The organism is uncultured Paracoccus sp. (genome assembly GCF_947496875.1).
In the GTDB taxonomy this organism is placed as follows: domain Bacteria; phylum Pseudomonadota; class Alphaproteobacteria; order Rhodobacterales; family Rhodobacteraceae; genus Paracoccus.
In genome coordinates, this window is record NZ_CANMEH010000004.1 from 147,162 (window position 1) to 162,736 (window position 15,575).

Annotated in this window: 11 protein-coding genes and 2 pseudogenes; 11 read left to right on the forward strand and 2 right to left on the reverse strand. The window is 72.2% G+C overall.

Annotation, left to right across the window (positions count from 1 at the left end; translation table 11 throughout):
* Window positions 1–87: 87 nt before the first annotated feature.
* From kynU to trxA, 8 genes and pseudogenes are all read left to right on the forward strand, one after another.
* Window positions 88–1,281 carry a kynureninase gene (gene kynU / locus Q0938_RS07145; RefSeq protein ID WP_299360566.1) on the forward strand — a complete coding sequence of 398 codons (1,194 nt, stop codon included), beginning with the start codon at window positions 88–90 and terminating at the stop codon, window positions 1,279–1,281.
* Between the two features lie 33 nt (window positions 1,282–1,314).
* A complete protein-coding gene (locus tag Q0938_RS07150) occupies window positions 1,315–2,178 on the forward strand; it encodes an IclR family transcriptional regulator (RefSeq protein WP_299360567.1) in 864 nt (287 codons plus the stop codon).
* Between the two features lie 11 nt (window positions 2,179–2,189).
* Window positions 2,190–2,648: pseudogene (gene tsaE, locus Q0938_RS19375) on the forward strand (tRNA (adenosine(37)-N6)-threonylcarbamoyltransferase complex ATPase subunit type 1 TsaE); the annotation flags it as partial.
* A gap of 60 nt (window positions 2,649–2,708) precedes the next feature.
* A pseudogene (locus Q0938_RS19380) lies at window positions 2,709–3,632 on the forward strand (phosphotransferase); the annotation flags it as partial.
* Window positions 3,605–4,294: a nucleotidyltransferase family protein gene (locus tag Q0938_RS07160; protein WP_299360569.1), complete on the forward strand. Its 690-nt coding sequence runs from the start codon at window positions 3,605–3,607 to the stop codon at window positions 4,292–4,294. The pseudogene Q0938_RS19380 and the gene Q0938_RS07160, both read left to right, overlap by 28 nt.
* A complete protein-coding gene (gene addB / locus Q0938_RS07165) occupies window positions 4,287–7,292 on the forward strand; it encodes a double-strand break repair protein AddB (protein WP_299360571.1) in 3,006 nt (1,001 codons plus the stop codon). The genes Q0938_RS07160 and addB overlap by 8 nt, the downstream gene beginning before the upstream one ends.
* Window positions 7,285–10,821 carry a double-strand break repair helicase AddA gene (gene addA / locus Q0938_RS07170; protein ID WP_299360573.1) on the forward strand — a complete coding sequence of 1,179 codons (3,537 nt, stop codon included), beginning with the start codon at window positions 7,285–7,287 and terminating at the stop codon, window positions 10,819–10,821. The genes addB and addA overlap by 8 nt, the downstream gene beginning before the upstream one ends.
* Window positions 10,751–11,236, forward strand: a complete 486-nt coding sequence (trxA, locus tag Q0938_RS07175; RefSeq protein WP_366942736.1) for a thioredoxin — start codon at window positions 10,751–10,753, stop codon at window positions 11,234–11,236. The genes addA and trxA overlap by 71 nt, the downstream gene beginning before the upstream one ends.
* 60 nt (window positions 11,237–11,296) lie before the next feature.
* On the opposite strand, the gene Q0938_RS07180 is transcribed toward trxA, so the two are convergent.
* A complete protein-coding gene (locus tag Q0938_RS07180; protein ID WP_299360575.1) occupies window positions 11,297–12,220 on the reverse strand; it encodes a hypothetical protein in 924 nt (307 codons plus the stop codon).
* An 82-nt stretch (window positions 12,221–12,302) separates the two neighbouring features.
* On the opposite strand from Q0938_RS07180, the gene hslV reads away from it, so the two are divergent.
* The 3 genes from hslV to Q0938_RS07195 all read left to right on the forward strand — a co-directional run bounded on the left by hslV (window position 12,303) and on the right by Q0938_RS07195 (window position 14,494).
* Window positions 12,303–12,860 carry an ATP-dependent protease subunit HslV gene (hslV, locus tag Q0938_RS07185; protein WP_299360576.1) on the forward strand — a complete coding sequence of 186 codons (558 nt, stop codon included), beginning with the start codon at window positions 12,303–12,305 and terminating at the stop codon, window positions 12,858–12,860.
* 3 nt (window positions 12,861–12,863) lie between these two features.
* Window positions 12,864–14,162: an ATP-dependent protease ATPase subunit HslU gene (gene hslU / locus Q0938_RS07190; protein ID WP_299360578.1), complete on the forward strand. Its 1,299-nt coding sequence runs from the start codon at window positions 12,864–12,866 to the stop codon at window positions 14,160–14,162.
* Between the two features lie 140 nt (window positions 14,163–14,302).
* Window positions 14,303–14,494: a PLD nuclease N-terminal domain-containing protein gene (locus Q0938_RS07195; RefSeq protein WP_299360579.1), complete on the forward strand. Its 192-nt coding sequence runs from the start codon at window positions 14,303–14,305 to the stop codon at window positions 14,492–14,494.
* 137 nt (window positions 14,495–14,631) lie between these two features.
* Here Q0938_RS07195 and Q0938_RS07200 read toward each other — a convergent pair whose 3' ends face one another.
* Window positions 14,632–15,063 (reverse strand): nuclear transport factor 2 family protein, encoded by a 432-nt coding sequence (locus tag Q0938_RS07200; protein WP_299360580.1) that lies wholly within the window; start codon window positions 15,061–15,063, stop codon window positions 14,632–14,634.
* Window positions 15,064–15,575: the final 512 nt, after the last annotated feature.

A 15,575-nucleotide genomic window follows, 5' to 3' on the forward strand; every position in this document is an offset into this window, starting at 1 on the left:
CCGCATTGTGCCGTTGCAGCGATCCCGGCCAGATGCGAAGACGGCCCACCGCCATCGGTGACAGGGCAGCCCAGTGACGACGCCGCGATGACCGACTTCGACCGGACCCGGGGCCTGTTCCAGATCCCCGACGGCGTCATCTACCTGGACGGCAACTCGCTGGGCCCATTGCCCCGGAACGTGCCCGACCGGTTGGCCGCGGTCGCCCGGGACGAATGGGGCGGGATGTTGATCACCGGCTGGAACCGCGCCGGTTGGATGGAGTTGCCGCGCCGGGTAGGGGACCGGGTTGCTCGCCTGATCGGCGCGCCGCCGGACAGCGTCGTGATGGGCGACACGCTGTCGATCAAGGTGCACCAGGCGCTGGCCGCGGCGCTGGCGATGCGACCCGGCCGCAAGGTGGTGCTGTCCGACACCGGCAACTTTCCGTCCGACCTCTATATTGCGCAGGGCCTGCTGCAGATGCTGGACGCAGGCCACGACTTGCGGCTGGTCGCGCCCGACGACGTCGCGGGCGCCATCGACGACAGCGTGGCCGCGATCCTGATCACCGAGGTCGATTACCGCACCGGGCGCCGCCACGACATGGCCGACCTGACCGCCCGCGCCCACGCCGCAGGCGCGCTGGCGATCTGGGATCTTGCCCATTCCGCCGGGGCCCTGCCTGTGGACGTGGCGGGCGGCGGGGCCGATTTCGCGGTCGGCTGCACCTACAAGTATCTGAATGGCGGCCCCGGCGCCCCGGCATTCATCCACGTCGCCCCGCAGCATGCCGATCAGGTGCATCCCGCGCTCAGCGGCTGGCTGGGGCACCGCCAGCCCTTCGCGTTCGACCTGACCTATGCCCCGGGCGAGGGGATCGAGCGGATGCGGGTCGGCACGCCGCCGGTGCTGGCGCTGGCGGCGCTGGACGCCGCCCTGGATGTCTGGGACGGCGTCTCGATGGGGGACGTGCACGCAAGGTCGATCGAGCTGTCGCAGGCCTTCATCGCCGCCGTCGAGGCGGACTGTCCGGAGCTGACCCTCGCCTCGCCCCGTGAACCGGCGCGCCGCGGCAGCCATGTCAGCTTTCGCCACCCGCAGGGCTATGCCGTCATACAGGCGCTGATCGCCGCCGGGGTGATCGGAGATTTCCGCGCCCCCGACATCCTGCGCTTCGGGATCACGCCGCTCTATCTCGGCACCGACGACATCGCGCGCGCCGCCGCGACGCTTGCCGGGATCCTGCGGGACCGCAGCTGGAGCGCGCCGCGGTTCCAGCAGCGCCACGCGGTGACCTGATGGAACCGTCGCCATGACACCGGAGGACTGAGCATGCCATCCGATCCGCCCCGGCCCGACGTTTCCCGTGTCGTCGCCCGCGCCCTCGACACGGTGCTGGCGCTGGCCGCGGCGGACGGAATTAGCCGCGCCGAACTGGCGCGCCAGCTGGACCTGCCACCCACCACCGTGCTGCGGCTGCTGACCACCCTGGCCGAACGCCGGATGGCCGAACTCGACCCCGCGAGCCAGCTGTGGACGGTGGGGCCGGCGGCATTCCGGCTGGGCGCGGCGTTCCTGCGCCGCGGCGGCCTTGGCGACCGGGCCCGGCCGATCCTGCGGGCGCTGGCGGATGACAGCGGCGAAACCGCGCTGCTGGCGGTCGCTGACGGGGACGGCGCCCTGATCGTCGCGCAGGCGCAACCGCCCCACCCGGTGCGGGCCGACCTGCCTGACGGCACCCGCCTGGCCCTGCACGCAACGGCCGCCGGCAAGGCGCTGATCGCGCATCTTCCCTTGCAGCGCGTGCATGCGCTCCTGGGGCGCGGCGACCTGCCGGCGCTGACCGCGGCCACGCGGACCGACCAGGGCGACCTGACCGCCGACCTCGCCACCATCCGCCACAGCGGCGTGGCGCGCGAGATCGACGAGGCCGCCGAGGGCCTGTCGGGGCTCGCCGCGCCGGTCTTTGGCGGTCTGGGCGATCCGGTCGCCGCACTGGCGCTGGCCGGCCCGTCCGCGCGGCTGACCGCCGCCCGCATCGACCTGATGGCGCCCCGTGTCGTCACGGCCGCCCGGGCCCTGGGCACCGCGCTGGGCGGCCCGGGCGGCGCCGATCCGGTGCGGCGGGAGCTACGGTCTCGCGCCCCGTCGGACCGCTCGCCCGGGCCTCTTTCCGGCGCCGCCACCAGGCGCTAGTCTGCCCGCCGATGACCGCTGCGCTTGCCTGCCTTCCCGACGCCGATGCGGCGCTGACCGCCGGACTGGGACGCCTGCTGGCGGCGGTTCTGCGCCCCGGCGACTGCCTGCTGCTGCAGGGCCCGGTCGGCGCCGGCAAGACCCATTTCGCCCGCGCCCTGATCCGGGCCAGCGCCGGCGATCCGGACGCCGAGGTGCCCAGCCCGACCTTTACCCTGGTGCAAAGCTACGACACGCCACGCGGCGAGATCTGGCACGCCGACCTCTACCGGCTGACCGACCCGGCCGAGCTGGTCGAACTGGGGCTTGACGAGGCGTTGGCGCAAGCCATCACCCTGATCGAATGGCCCGAGCGGATGGACCCCCCGCCGCCCGACACGCTGACCGTCGCGCTGCGGGAAACCGCCCCCGAGCGGCGGGCCATCACGCTGACGGGCGATCCAGACAGATGGACAGACATCCCGCGTCTGACCCATATTGCGCAGTTCCTGCACGGCGCGGGCTGGTCCGAGGCGCAGGTGCTGCCGCTGGCCGGCGACGCCTCGACACGCCGCTATTTCCGGCTGCGGGACGCTGACCGCAGCGCGGTGCTGATGGACGCCCCGCCCGGATCCTGCGAACCCTATCTGGCAATGACCAGCTGGCTGCGCGACCGCGGATTCGCGGCCCCCGCGGTGCTGGCGCAGGATCCCGCACAGGGGCTGCTGCTGCTCGAGGATCTGGGCGACGATCTGGTCGCGCGCGTGCTGCAGCGCGACCCGGCACGCGCCGCCCCGCTGCACGACCGGATTACCGATCTGCTCGTCGACCTGCACCGCCACCCCCCGCCGGACACCCTGCCCCGCCTCGACGGGCCGGCGCTGGCCGACCAGGTTGGCCTGTTCGCCGAGTGGTATGCCCCGGCGGCGGGTGCGCCCGGGCGCGGCGCCGGGATCGGTGCCGCGGTCCGGACCCTGCATGAAGCCCTGTGCGCCGATGTTGCCCCGGTGGTCGGATTGCGTGACTTTCATGCCGAGAACATCGTCGACCGTGGCGATGACCTGCCCCTCGGCTTGCTGGATTTCCAGGACGCGGTGGCGGTCCATCCGGCCTATGACCTGGTCTCCGTCCTGCAGGATGCGCGCCGCGACGTGGATGTCGGGCTGGAACGGGCCCAGATCGACCGCTACCTCGCGGCGACGGGCCTGCCGCGCGACCGCTTCACCGCCGCCTATGCGCTGCTTGGGGCCGCGCGCAACCTGCGGATCACGGGGATCTTCGTGCGCCTGTGCCTGACCGGCGGCAAGCCGCGTTACCTGCAGTTCCTGCCGCGGGTCTGGGACGCTGTCCGGCGCGATGTGGCGCACCCCGCGCTCGCACCGCTGGCGGCGGCGCTTGACGACATCCCGGCCCCCACGCCCGACCTGATCGAAAGGATCGCTGCCCGATGCGGCCAGACGCACCCGACCGGCTGATGCTGTTCGCCGCGGGTCGCGGCACCCGCATGGCGCCGCTGACCGACCATACACCCAAGCCGTTGATCCCGGTTGCGGGCCGCACCCTGCTGGACCGGGCGCTGGATCTGGCACGCAACGGCGGCGCCCGCCGGATCGTCGTCAACACCCATCACCTGGGCGATCAGATCACGGCGCATCTGGCCGGCAGCGACGTGGTGATCTCGGACGAATCCGACCTGCTGCGGGAAACCGGCGGCGGGCTGCGCCACGCGCTGCCGCTGCTGGGGGGCGGTCCGGTCATCACGATGAACCCCGACGTGGTCTGGACCGGCCCAAACCCGGTGGCCGCCCTGCGCGCGGCTTGGGACGGCGACCGGATGGACGCGCTGCTGATGCTGGTGCCGCACGACCGGGCAAGCGGCCGGGTCGGCGCCGGCGACTTCGCGCTGGACCCGCAGGGGCGGATCGCGCGCGGGGGCGACCACGTCTACGGCGGCTGCCAGATCATCCGCACCGACCGGCTGGCGGGGATCGGCGAGGAGGTGTTTTCGCTGAACCGCCTGTGGGACCTGCTGATCGCCGACGGTCGCGCCTTTGGCCTGGTCCATCCGGGCGGCTGGTGCGATGTCGGCCGCCCCGACGCGATCCCGCTGGCCGAGGCGCTGATCCGCAATGGCTGATCTGGGCGGGCTCTACGCGGTGCCGCCCGGCGCCGACTTTGCCGCGGCCTTCGCCGACGGGCTGCTGGCGCGGCTGGCCCCCAGCCCGCCCGAGGCGCTGGCCCGCGTCACCGTGTATGCGAATTCCGGCCGCACCCTGACCGCCCTGCGCGCCGCGTTCGAGGCGCGGGGGCCGCTGCTGCTGCCGCGGCTTCGGCTGTTGGCCGACCTGGGGGCCGACGGCGCCGACCAGCCGCTGGCCGCGCCACTGGCCCGGCGCCTGCAGCTTGCCCGGCTGATCGAGGCGGTCCCCGCCCATGCCCGTCCGGGGCAGAGCGTGCCCGAGCTCGCCGGTTCGCTGGCGCAGCTGATGGCCGAGATGCAGACCGAGGGGCTGGGTCCCGATGCGCTGGACCGGATCGACGCCGCCGACCACGCCGCCCACTGGCAGCGGGCGCTGGCCTTCCTGCGCATCGCCGCGGAGTTCCACCTGACCGGGCCCGCGCTGGACCGCGAGGCGCGCCAGCGCCGGGCGGCCGAACGGATGGCGGCGGACTGGGCGGCGGGCCGCAACCTGCCGGACGCGCCGGTGATCGTCGCGGGATCGACCGGCTCGCATGGCGGCACCCGGCTGTTCATGCAGGCGGTGGCCGCGCTGCCGAACGGGGCGGTGGTGCTGCCCGGCTTCGACTTCGACACGCCCCTGGAGATCTGGGACCGGCTGGCGCGGGATGGCACGGGCGACGGACAGGCCGGTGCCGCGCCAGGCCATGCCCCCGACGACCATCCGCAGGCGCGGTTTGCGCCACTGGTCGCCCGCTTCAGCCAGCCGCGCCCGTGGGTCGACGCGGCGGCGCCGGATCCCGCCCGATCGCGGCTGGTGTCGCTGGCGCTGCGCCCCGCGCCGGTGACCGACCAGTGGATCGCGCACGGCCCGGCGCTGGGCGACCTGCGCCCTGCCACAGGGAACCTGACCCTGATCGAGGCCGAGAACCCCGCGGAAGAGGCGGACGCCATCGCGCTGGTGATCCGTGCCGCCGTCGAGGACGAGCAGACGGTCACGCTGATCGCCGCCGACCGTACCCTGACCCGGCGCGTCCAGGCGGCGCTGGATCGCTGGTGCCTGATCCCGGACGACAGCGCCGGTCAGCCCCTGTCACTGACCGCCGCCGGCCTGTTCCTGCGCCACGTCGCGGGGCTGTTCGGCCAGCCGCTGACCATCGACCGGCTGCTGGTGCTGCTGAAACATCCGCTGACCGCCACCGGCAGCGCCGCCTTGCCCCGCCGCGACCACCTGCGCCAGACCCGCGAGCTGGAACTGCAGCTGCGCCGCCACGGCCCGGCCTTTCCCGACGGCGCCGCCCTGCGCGACTGGGCCGGGCGGCCCGGCAGGCACGGCACCGACCCGGATCCGCAGCGGGCGATCTGGGCCGGCTGGGTGGCGGCGATGCTCGACCGGATGGCGCCGCTGGGCGATGACCGGGCCGCGCGGCCGCTGGCCGACCGGATCGACGACAGCCGCACTCTGGCCGAGGCGCTGGCCGCCGGGCCGGATGGCGATGTGGCGCAGTCGCGGCTGTGGGCCGAACAGCCCGGCGAACTGGCCCGCGCGGTGCTGGACCACATGGCCGAACACGCGGCCCTCGGGCCGCCCGCGACCGCTGCGGACCACGCCGACCTGCTGCTGGACCTGCTGCAGGCGCAGGCCGTCCGCCAGGACGTCGCCGCCCACCCCCTGGTCCGCATCCGGGGCCCGCGCGAAGCCCGCACCGAGGCCACCGGCCTGGTCATCCTGGCCGGCCTGAACGAGGGCGGGTGGCCGCAGGCGCTGCCGCCCGATCCCTGGCTCAGCCGGCAGATGCGCCGCCAGGCGGGGCTGACCCTGCCGGAACGGCGGATCGGCCTGTCCGCCCACGACTTCCAGATCGGGCTGGGCGCCCCACGGGTGATCCTGACCCGCGCCCGCCGCGACGCCGAGGCGGAAACCGTCCCCTCGCGCTGGCTGAACCGGCTGGTCAACCTGATCCGCGGGCTGGATGGCGACCAGCATGGCCCCACCGCGCTGGCCGACATGCAGGCGCGTGGCCGGGTCTGGCTGGACCACGCCCGGCAACTGCGCGCGCCCGGCAGCTTGGGCACTCCCGAACCACGCCCCTCGCCGATCCCGCCGCCCGGGGCGCTGGCCGACCTGTCGGTCACCGGGGTCGCACGGCTGATCCGCGACCCCTACGCGGTGTACGCGCAGAAGGTCCTTGGCCTGCGCCCGCTGGACCCCTTGCGGCCGCAACCGGATGCGGCAGAGCGCGGCACCATCCTGCACGACATCGTGCACGATTTCCTGACGCCGCCGCCGGGCCCGCTGGACGGGCCGGACATCCTGCGCGACCGGCTGCTGCAGGCAGCCGACCGGGTGCTGGAACGGGATGTGCCCTGGCCCGCCGCGCGGCTGTTCTGGACCGCGCGGATCCGCCGCATCGCCGACCGGCTGGCCGCCGACGAACATGCAAGGCTGCAGCTTGGCAGCCCTGCCCTGGTCGAGGACCGCCACACCGTGCCGGTGCCGGGGCTGGATGTGCGCGGGCGCGCGTTCCGCCTGACCGCGAAGCCCGACCGCATCGACCATCTGCGGGACGGCACCGCGCATGTCTACGACTACAAGTCCGGCAAGCCCCCCAGCGACAGCCAGATGGCGGCCTTCGACAAGCAGCTGCTGCTCGAGGCGGCGATGGTCGAACGCGGCCTGCTGGGCGAACGCCGCCGCGTGTCCGGGATCAGCTATATCCGCCTGGGCGGGCCGGGCGAGACCGAGACGCGCGCCGCCTCGGCCGATCTGTTCACCGAGACATGGGACAGGTTCGTAGACCTGATCTCGTGCTATCTGGCCGGCGGACAGGGATTCACCGCACGCGCCGCGCTGCAGTCGGTGACCGACCGCAGCGACTACGACGGCATCTCGCGGTTCGGCGAATGGACGACCGCCGATGCGGCGCACCCGCAGCAGGTGGGCGACCATGACTGACCTGACCCCGCCGACCCCCGCCCCGGCGCCCGCGGGTGCGACCGCCGATCCGGACGACGCCACCCGCGCCCAGCGCCGGGCCGCCGATCCGGCGCGCTCGACCTGGCTGACCGCGAATGCCGGATCGGGCAAGACGCGGGTGCTGACCGACCGGGTCGCGCGGCTTCTGCTTCGTGGCACTCGGCCGGAGCGGATCCTGTGCCTGACCTACACCAAGGCCGCCGCGTCCGAGATGCAGAACCGCCTGCTGTCGCGCCTGGGCAGCTGGGCGATGCTGCCCGACGGACAGCTGACCGGCGAACTGCAGCGTCTCGCCCCCGGCGACACGCCCGACCTGCGCGCCGCGCGCCGCCTGTTCGCCCAGGCGATCGAGACGCCCGGCGGGCTGAAGGTGCAGACGATCCACAGCTTCTGCGCCGCCGTGCTGCGCCGCTTTCCGCTGGAAGCCGGGGTGCCGCACGGGTTTGCCGAGCTGGACGACCGCTCGGCCGCGAATCTGCGGGCCGAAATCGTCGAACAGATGGCCCGGCAGGGCGACCCCACCCTGACCGACATCGCCATGCTGCTGACCGACGACCGGCTGGACCGGTTTCTGGCCTCGCTGCGCGACTTCGATTCCGCGCCCTGCCGCGCGACGATCTGGGACCAGGTGGATCTGCCGGACGGCTTCACCCCCGACAGCCTGCTGGCCCATGTCTTTCCCGACGGGGACTGCAGCGTGATCGCCGAACTGCTCCCGCATCTGCGGACCAGTGGTTCCAGGGACCGGACGGCCGGCGACCGGCTCGCCGCCGGACGCTGGGACCAGCCCGGCATCAACGAACTGATCCTGCTGGAACACTGCCTGCTGACCGGCGCGAAGGCGACGGCGCCGTTCACGGCCAAGATCGGCGGCTTTCCGGCCAAGGCCCTTCAGACCGGCGCCTGCGCGGCCCTGATGGAGGCGCTGACCGCGCTGATGGAACGGGTCGAGATCGCGCGCCCCCGGCGGCTGGCGCTGGACCATGCCCGCCGCACCCTGGCGCTGCAGGCGTTCGGCTGCGAATTCTGCCGCCGCTACGCGGAGGCCAAGCAGGCCGGCGGCTGGCTGGATTTCGACGACCTGATCACCCGCACCGCGCGGCTGCTGTCCGATTCGACCATGGCGCCATGGGTGCTGTTCCGGCTGGACGGCGGCATCGACCACATCCTGGTGGACGAGGCGCAGGACACCTCGCCCGGGCAGTGGCGGGTGATCCAGCGCCTGACCGACGAATTCACCGCCGGCGCCGGGGCGCGGGCGGCGGCCCCGCCCGGTGACGCCCGCCCGGACGGCAGCACCCGCACGCTGTTCGTGGTCGGCGACCCCAAGCAGTCGATCTATTCCTTCCAGGGCGCCGACATCGCCGTGTTCGAGGAACGGCAGCGCGATTTTCAGACGGCGTTTTCGGTGCTGGACCCGCCCATGCAGCAGGCCGCCCTGGAACATTCGTTCCGCTCCTCGCCCGCGATCCTGTCGCTGGTCGATGCGGTCTTCGCGGGCGATGCGGCGCGCGGCCTCGGCGCCCCCCCGCACCACATCGCATTCCGCGCCGACCTGCCCGGCCGGGTCGACCTGTGGACCCCGGTCCCGGAACCCGAGGGCCCGCCGCCGCGCGACTGGCACCGGCCCGTGGATGCCCCCGCACCCAATGCCGCCACGACCGTGCTGGCCCAGGCCGTGGCCAGTCGGATCGAGTCCATGCTGGGCCAGCCGATCACCTCGGTGCGCGACAACCGCACCCGCCCGATCCGCCCCGGCGACATCCTGGTGCTGGTCCAGCGCCGCAGCCGGCTGTTTCCGGAACTGATCCGCGCGCTGAAGGCCCGCGGCCTGCCGGTCGCCGGCGCCGACCGGCTCAAGCTCGCGGCCGAGATCGCGGTCCGCGACATCCGCGCGGTGCTGTCCTTCCTGGCCACGCCAGAAGATGACCTGGCGCTGGCCACCGCCCTGCGCTCGCCTCTGTTCGGCCTGTCCGAGGATGATCTCTACCGCCTGGCCGCGCCGCGCCGCGGCTATCTGTGGCAGGCGCTGCGCGACAGCGCGCCGGACAGCGCGGGCCGCGTCGCCTATGACCTGCTGGCGGATCTGCAGGGACAGGCCGATTTCCTGCGCCCGCACGACCTGATCGCCCGGCTGCTGATCCGTCACGGCGGCCGTGCCCGGCTGATCGGCCGGCTGGGGCACGAGGCCGAGGACGGCATCGACGAACTGATGTCGCAGGCACTGACCTACGAACGGGCCGAGGTGCCGTCGCTGACGGGGTTCCTCGTCTGGCTGGCCGAGGATGAAACCGAGGTCCGGCGCCAACCCGGCGCGGCGGGCGAGGGCGCGGGGCTGATCCGGGTGATGACGGTGCACGGGGCCAAGGGGCTGGAAAGCCCCATCGTCATCCTGCCCGACACCGCCGAGCGCCGGGCGAACGACCAGGCGCAGATCCTGACCCCGCCGACAGGACCGCCGGCGATCTGGCGCGGGCGCAGCGACGAAAGGCCCGAGCCGGTCAGCCGCTGGGTGAAAGACGAGGTCCGGCGCAGGGACGAGGAAAACCGCCGCCTGCTCTATGTCGCGCTGACCCGCGCCGAAAGCTGGCTGATCGTCGCCGCCGCCGGCAAGACCGGCCCGGATTGCTGGCACGGGCTGGTCAGCAGCGGCATGGACCGGCTGACCGGGGCTGTCGATCCCGCCGCCGGTGCCGCCCCGGCCCTGACCGAATCGCACCACGAGATCCCCGGCATCGGCCGGGTCCGCCGCCTGACCTTCGGCGACTGGCCACAGCTCCCCGGCGACGCGCCCCCGGCCCCGCCAACCACGCCTGCCCCGCTGCCGCTCTGGGCCGCCGCCCTGCCCGCCACGCCGCCGCGCCCGCCCCGCCAGCTGGCCGCGACCGGCCTCGGCGGGGCCAAGGCGCTGGGCAGCATGGCCGACGCCGACCGTCAGGCCGCGATGCTGACCGGAACCCGCCTGCACCTGCTGCTCGAGGAACTGCCCGGCCGCGACCCCGCCGACTGGCCGGCCATCGCCCGCGCCACCCTGGCCGGGGCCGAGGGTGGACTGCCCGACGCGGCGACGCTGGACACGCTGCTGGACGAGGTCGCGGCGGTGATCGGGGCCGCGGATCTCGCCGCGCTGTTCACCCCCGACGACCCCGGCGCCACCGTGCTGCAGGAGGTTCCGCTGACGGCCACGCTACCCGGGATCGGACCGCTCACCGGGACCATCGACCGGCTGATCGTGGCGCCCGACCGGGTGCATCTGATCGACTACAAGTCGAATGCCGACCTGCCCGGCACGGCGGCCGAGGTGCCCGAGGGGATCCTGCGCCAGATGGCCGCCTATCGCGCCGCCCTGGCGCTGATCTATCCGGGCCGGGCGCTGCGGGCCAGCGTGCTCTGGACCCGCGGGCGGCGGCTCATGGACCTGCCCGATCCGCTGCTGGATGCCGCGCTGGACCGGGCCCGGGCGGCGCTCGACGGCACCGGCCCGGCCGCCCACCCGACGGGCCGGTGACCGCCGGGGCTGCCGTCCCGCACCCGCGGGGTTGACCGGACCGGACCCCGTCCATAGCTCTGATCCGACCAGACCCCTCTGCAGGAGCTTTGCAATGGCTACCCAACACGCCACCGACGCCGATTTCGACAGCGTCGTGCGCCAGTCCGACACCCCCGTCGTCGTCGATTTCTGGGCCGAATGGTGCGGCCCCTGCCGCCAGATCGGCCCCGCCCTGGAAGAACTGGCCACCGAATATGACGGCCGCGTCAAGATCGTGAAGGTCAACGTGGACGAGAACCCGGACGCACCCGCGCAGCTTGGCGTGCGCGGCATCCCGGCGCTGTTCCTGTTCAAGGACGGCCAGGTCGTCTCGAACAAGATCGGCGCGGCACCCAAGGCCTCGCTCAAGGCCTGGATCGACGAGAACGTCTGATCCGGCCGCGGCCGGCCGTCCCTGGGACCGGCCCGGCCATCACCGAAAGTCGGGCGGCGGTCAGATCGGCCAGCCGCCCCGACGCATGGCGGCCCTGATCCGGTCCGGCGCGTCGGGCCGCGTCGCGTTGATCGCCTGCATCTGCAGGAACCAGTAGAGATAGCGGTCGAAGGCCGGTGCGTGATCCGGCGCCCGGTCCAGCGCCGTCTCGACGCCAAGCGCCGCGACGTTCAGCCCGATATGGTGAAAGTCGATCTGCCCGAACAGCACCGCGGGCTTGTGCAGCAGGAACCCGTCGAAACACACCGCGCTGTTCTGCGCCGCGACCCAGGCGCAGTCCCGCAGCAATGCGGCGCTGTCGCCCCCGATCGTCAGGTTCGGGTGCCGCGCCGCCAGCGCGGCCAGCGCCGCCCGGTCGTCGGCGTCGTAGCGTTCGCGCGGATGCAGCGTCGCCGCCACCGGCAGGCCGGTGGCGCAGACGCGGTCCAGCATCGCCACGGGGCTCATCGTCTGGAACGACCGGCAGCGCCGGACATGCCCCTGCAGCGGCACCAGCACATGCCGGCCGCGCCGCGGCGGCGGGCCGGGCAGCACCCGCGCCCGCAGCCGCTCGGCAAACGCCGCGGCAGCGGCGCCGTCGATCTGTGCGGGGTCGAAGGCCGCGCGCGCCACCGCAAAGCGCCAGCGCTCGGCCACCGGCTCGATGAACCAGAACGGATAGTGATAGGCGCGGCGAAAGCTCAGCGCCCGGGGATGGGACGGCCGCCGCATATGGTGCAGCGCGTGCACGCCTTCGGGCAGATCGTCCCCGTCGGCCGCCGGTCCCTCGGGCAGCAGCGCGACCTGCCACCCGGCATCGCGCACCGCGTCGGTCAGCACGTTCAGGAAATTGAACCGCCGCGCCCGCGCGTTCGCCAGCATCGGTCCGTCCAGATGGATGCGCAGCAGCTTGGGGCGTCGGTCGGCGGGCGGGCGCGCGGGCATGGCCGCAGGCTATCCGGCCCCCCGCGGTTGCGGAAGATGGCGCCCGCGCCTATCTCGGGCGCCGAAGACTGAAGGGACGCGAATGAGCGACGACAGATTTCCCGGGTGGCACGGCACCACGATCCTGGCGGTCCGGCGCGGCGGCCGGGTGGTCGTTGCCGGCGACGGCCAGGTCAGCGTCGGGCAGACGGTGATGAAGGGCACGGCCCGCAAGGTCCGCCGCCTGTCGCCCGGCGGCCATGACGTGGTGGTGGGCTTTGCCGGATCGACCGCCGACGCCTTCACCCTGCTGGACCGGCTGGAGAAGAAGCTGGAAGCCTCGCCCGGACAGCTGCAGCGCGCCTGCGTCGAGCTGGCCAAGGACTGGCGCACCGACAAGTACCTGCGCAACCTGGAAGCGATGCTGATCGTCACCGACGGCGCCCAGCTGTTCGTGGTGACCGGCGCCGGCGACGTGCTGGAACCCGAACACGACGTGGCCGCCATCGGCTCGGGCGGCAACTTCGCGCTCGCCGCCGCCCGGGGGCTGATGGACACCGACCGGGACGCCGAGTCGGTGGCCCGCGCGGCCATGGCCATCGCCGCCGACATCTGCGTCTACACCAACGGCAATCTGACCGTCGAAACCATCGAGGCCTGAGCCATGACCGACATGACCCCGCGCGAGATCGTCAGCGAACTCGACCGCTTCATCATCGGCCAGGCCGCCGCCAAGCGCGCCACCGCCGTCGCCATGCGCAACCGCTGGCGCCGCCAGCAGCTGCCCGACGACCTGCGCGACGAGGTGTATCCCAAGAACATCCTGATGATCGGCCCCACCGGGGTCGGCAAGACCGAGATCAGCCGCCGCCTGGCGCGGCTGGCCGGCGCCCCGTTCGTCAAGGTCGAGGCGACCAAGTTCACCGAGGTGGGCTATGTCGGCCGCGACGTCGAACAGATCATCCGCGATCTGACCGACGCTGCCGTGGCCGAGACCCGCGACCGGATGCGCGAGGCGGTCAAGGCCCGGGCCCACCAGGCCGCCGAGGAACGCGTCATCGCGGCGCTCGCCGGCGACCAGGCCCGCGACCAGACCCGCGAGATGTTCCGCGGCAAGCTCAAGCGCGGCGAACTGGACGACACCGTGATCGAGCTGGAGCTGACCGACCACTCCAACCCGCTTGGGATGGAGATCCCGGGCCAGCCGGGGCTGGGCAACATGATGGACCTGTCGGGGCTGATGAAGGCCTTTGGCGGCCGCCGGGTGCGCCGCAAGGTCACGGTCGCCGCGTCCTACGACCTGCTGATCGCCGAAGAGGCCGACAAGCTGCTGGACGACGACCAGATCAAGGCCGCGGCGCTGGACGCCGTGCAGCAATCCGGCATCGTCTTCATCGACGAGATCGACAAGGTCTGCGCCCGCAGCGACGCGCGCGGCGGCGAGATCAGCCGCGAGGGGGTGCAGCGCGACCTGCTGCCGCTGATCGAGGGCACCACCGTCAGCACCAAGTACGGCCCGGTCCGCACCGACCACATCCTGTTCATCGCCAGCGGCGCGTTCCACATCGCCAAGCCCAGCGACCTGCTGCCGGAACTGCAGGGCCGGCTGCCGATCCGGGTCGAGCTGCGCGCCCTGACCGAGGAGGACTTCGTCCGCATCCTGACCGAAACCGACAACGCCCTGACCCGCCAGTACACTGCGTTGATGGCGACCGAGGGGGTGACCGTCAGCTTCACCGACGACGGCATCGCGGCGCTGGCCCGGATCGCCGCCGAGGTGAACGGCAGCGTCGAGAACATCGGCGCCCGACGGCTCTACACGGTGATGGAACGGGTGTTCGAGGATCTGTCCTTCACCGCCCCCGACCAGGGCGGATCGCAGGTCACGGTCGACGCGGACTTCGTCGAATCGCAGCTGGGCGACCTGTCCCGCTCGGCCGACCTGTCGCGCTACGTCCTCTGACCCGCTGACGGGCGGACCCTGGACAGGTCCGGCCGGACTGTGGCGCGGGCGGCGGGCCCGCGGGAACCCCCTGCCCCGCGAACGGTTGTCCCGGCAGGGCATCCGCCGCCACCACCCCCATCCCTGCCGCAGGAGACATCATGTCCAACCTCTTCAATGGCCTGATCGGCCTCGTCATCTTTGCCCTGGACGTCTGGGCGATCGCCTCGGTCATCAACTCGAACGCGTCGGGCAAGTCCAAGATCCTGTGGGTCATCCTGATCGCGATCCTGCCGGTGCTGGGCCTGATCATCTGGTATTTCGCAGGGCCCAAGGCGAACTACCGCCGCTGAGCGACGCCGGGACGACACGGCACGAGGCCCCCGCATGCGGGGGCCTTTTCCGTTTGGTGTCCCCGGGCACCGCACGGCGATGCGCCCGCCGCCCCACCGGCACCATCCCGGCCCCCAGCCCCACGGCCGGGCTGCCGTTACAGGATGCCGTGCTGTCTCAGCACCGCCTCCTCGTCGCCCGCGATCCAGCCAAAGACCTTCGCCGCCCCGTCCAGGACCTGGACCAGATAGTGCACATCGAAATCGACCGTCGTCGCGGGCAGGTCGTCACGGGCATAGCTTGCCGTCCACGCGACATGGGCCACACAATGCAGGTCATCGATCGGCGCGATACGGACGTCCCGGACGCGCATCCCGGTCGTGCCGATCGCGCGATAGCGCTCGAACCCCTGCGCCATCACCTGCCGCAGCTGTTCGTCGTTCCGCCCCGTGATGACGCCGGACGGCGACGCGGCGATGAAGTCAGACGCGTACAGCGACGACCCCTCATCCAGATCGATCTCCCCGGCAAGGGACCGGTTGAAGAAGTCTTCATATCGCGCGAACAGCGTGCGGACCGCTTGCTCCATCAGGTGCTTTCTTCGGTTTTGTTCTAAGCATATCGGCTCGGACACATGCGCAAAGACGATGTGTTGTTCGACGCGGATCCGTTCCAAGCGAATCATAACTGCGACAAATCGACTGTCGCGCTTCAGCCCCGCAACTTTGCGTTGTGTCGCTGTAATGGAGTTTCATCTTCTGACACTTCTCGCGTGGCGCGAGTCAACGCGATTGCCAGATTGACAGTTGGGACAGACTCGCTTGACTCAAGCAAATCCAAGCACATGCAACCACGGCGAGACGTCCTTTCCGCAACACTGTCGAAAAAGGCAAGTTGGAATCGCCGCTTCAATTCTCTCTGCTGGACAAGATGCACCGCTATTGAGGATGGAGCACGCCATGGACGGGACATTCCGTCGCTTCCGACTTTCTTTGTCAATTCGTTTTACTTCTGCATTTCTGCAAGCTGGCGCGACCCGGGACCACGGATTTGCCCGGAATAGTCGCCACACACATAAGGCTCGATCATCCAAGAATTGCA

Excerpts from the sequence above, each read along its gene's own strand:
- kynU (WP_299360566.1), top strand. The coding sequence starts at position 88 with ATGACCGACTTCGACCGGACCCGGGGCCTGTTCCAGATCCCCGACGGC.
- Q0938_RS07150 (WP_299360567.1), top strand. The coding sequence starts at position 1,315 with ATGCCATCCGATCCGCCCCGGCCCGACGTTTCCCGTGTCGTCGCCCGC.
- Q0938_RS07160 (WP_299360569.1), top strand. The coding sequence starts at position 3,605 with ATGCGGCCAGACGCACCCGACCGGCTGATGCTGTTCGCCGCGGGTCGC.
- addB (WP_299360571.1), top strand. The coding sequence starts at position 4,287 with ATGGCTGATCTGGGCGGGCTCTACGCGGTGCCGCCCGGCGCCGACTTT.
- addA (WP_299360573.1), top strand. The coding sequence starts at position 7,285 with ATGACTGACCTGACCCCGCCGACCCCCGCCCCGGCGCCCGCGGGTGCG.
- trxA (WP_366942736.1), top strand. The coding sequence starts at position 10,751 with ATGCCGCGCTGGACCGGGCCCGGGCGGCGCTCGACGGCACCGGCCCGG.
- Q0938_RS07180 (WP_299360575.1), bottom strand. The coding sequence starts at position 12,220 with ATGCCCGCGCGCCCGCCCGCCGACCGACGCCCCAAGCTGCTGCGCATC.
- hslV (WP_299360576.1), top strand. The coding sequence starts at position 12,303 with ATGAGCGACGACAGATTTCCCGGGTGGCACGGCACCACGATCCTGGCG.
- hslU (WP_299360578.1), top strand. The coding sequence starts at position 12,864 with ATGACCGACATGACCCCGCGCGAGATCGTCAGCGAACTCGACCGCTTC.
- Q0938_RS07195 (WP_299360579.1), top strand. The coding sequence starts at position 14,303 with ATGTCCAACCTCTTCAATGGCCTGATCGGCCTCGTCATCTTTGCCCTG.
- Q0938_RS07200 (WP_299360580.1), bottom strand. The coding sequence starts at position 15,063 with ATGGAGCAAGCGGTCCGCACGCTGTTCGCGCGATATGAAGACTTCTTC.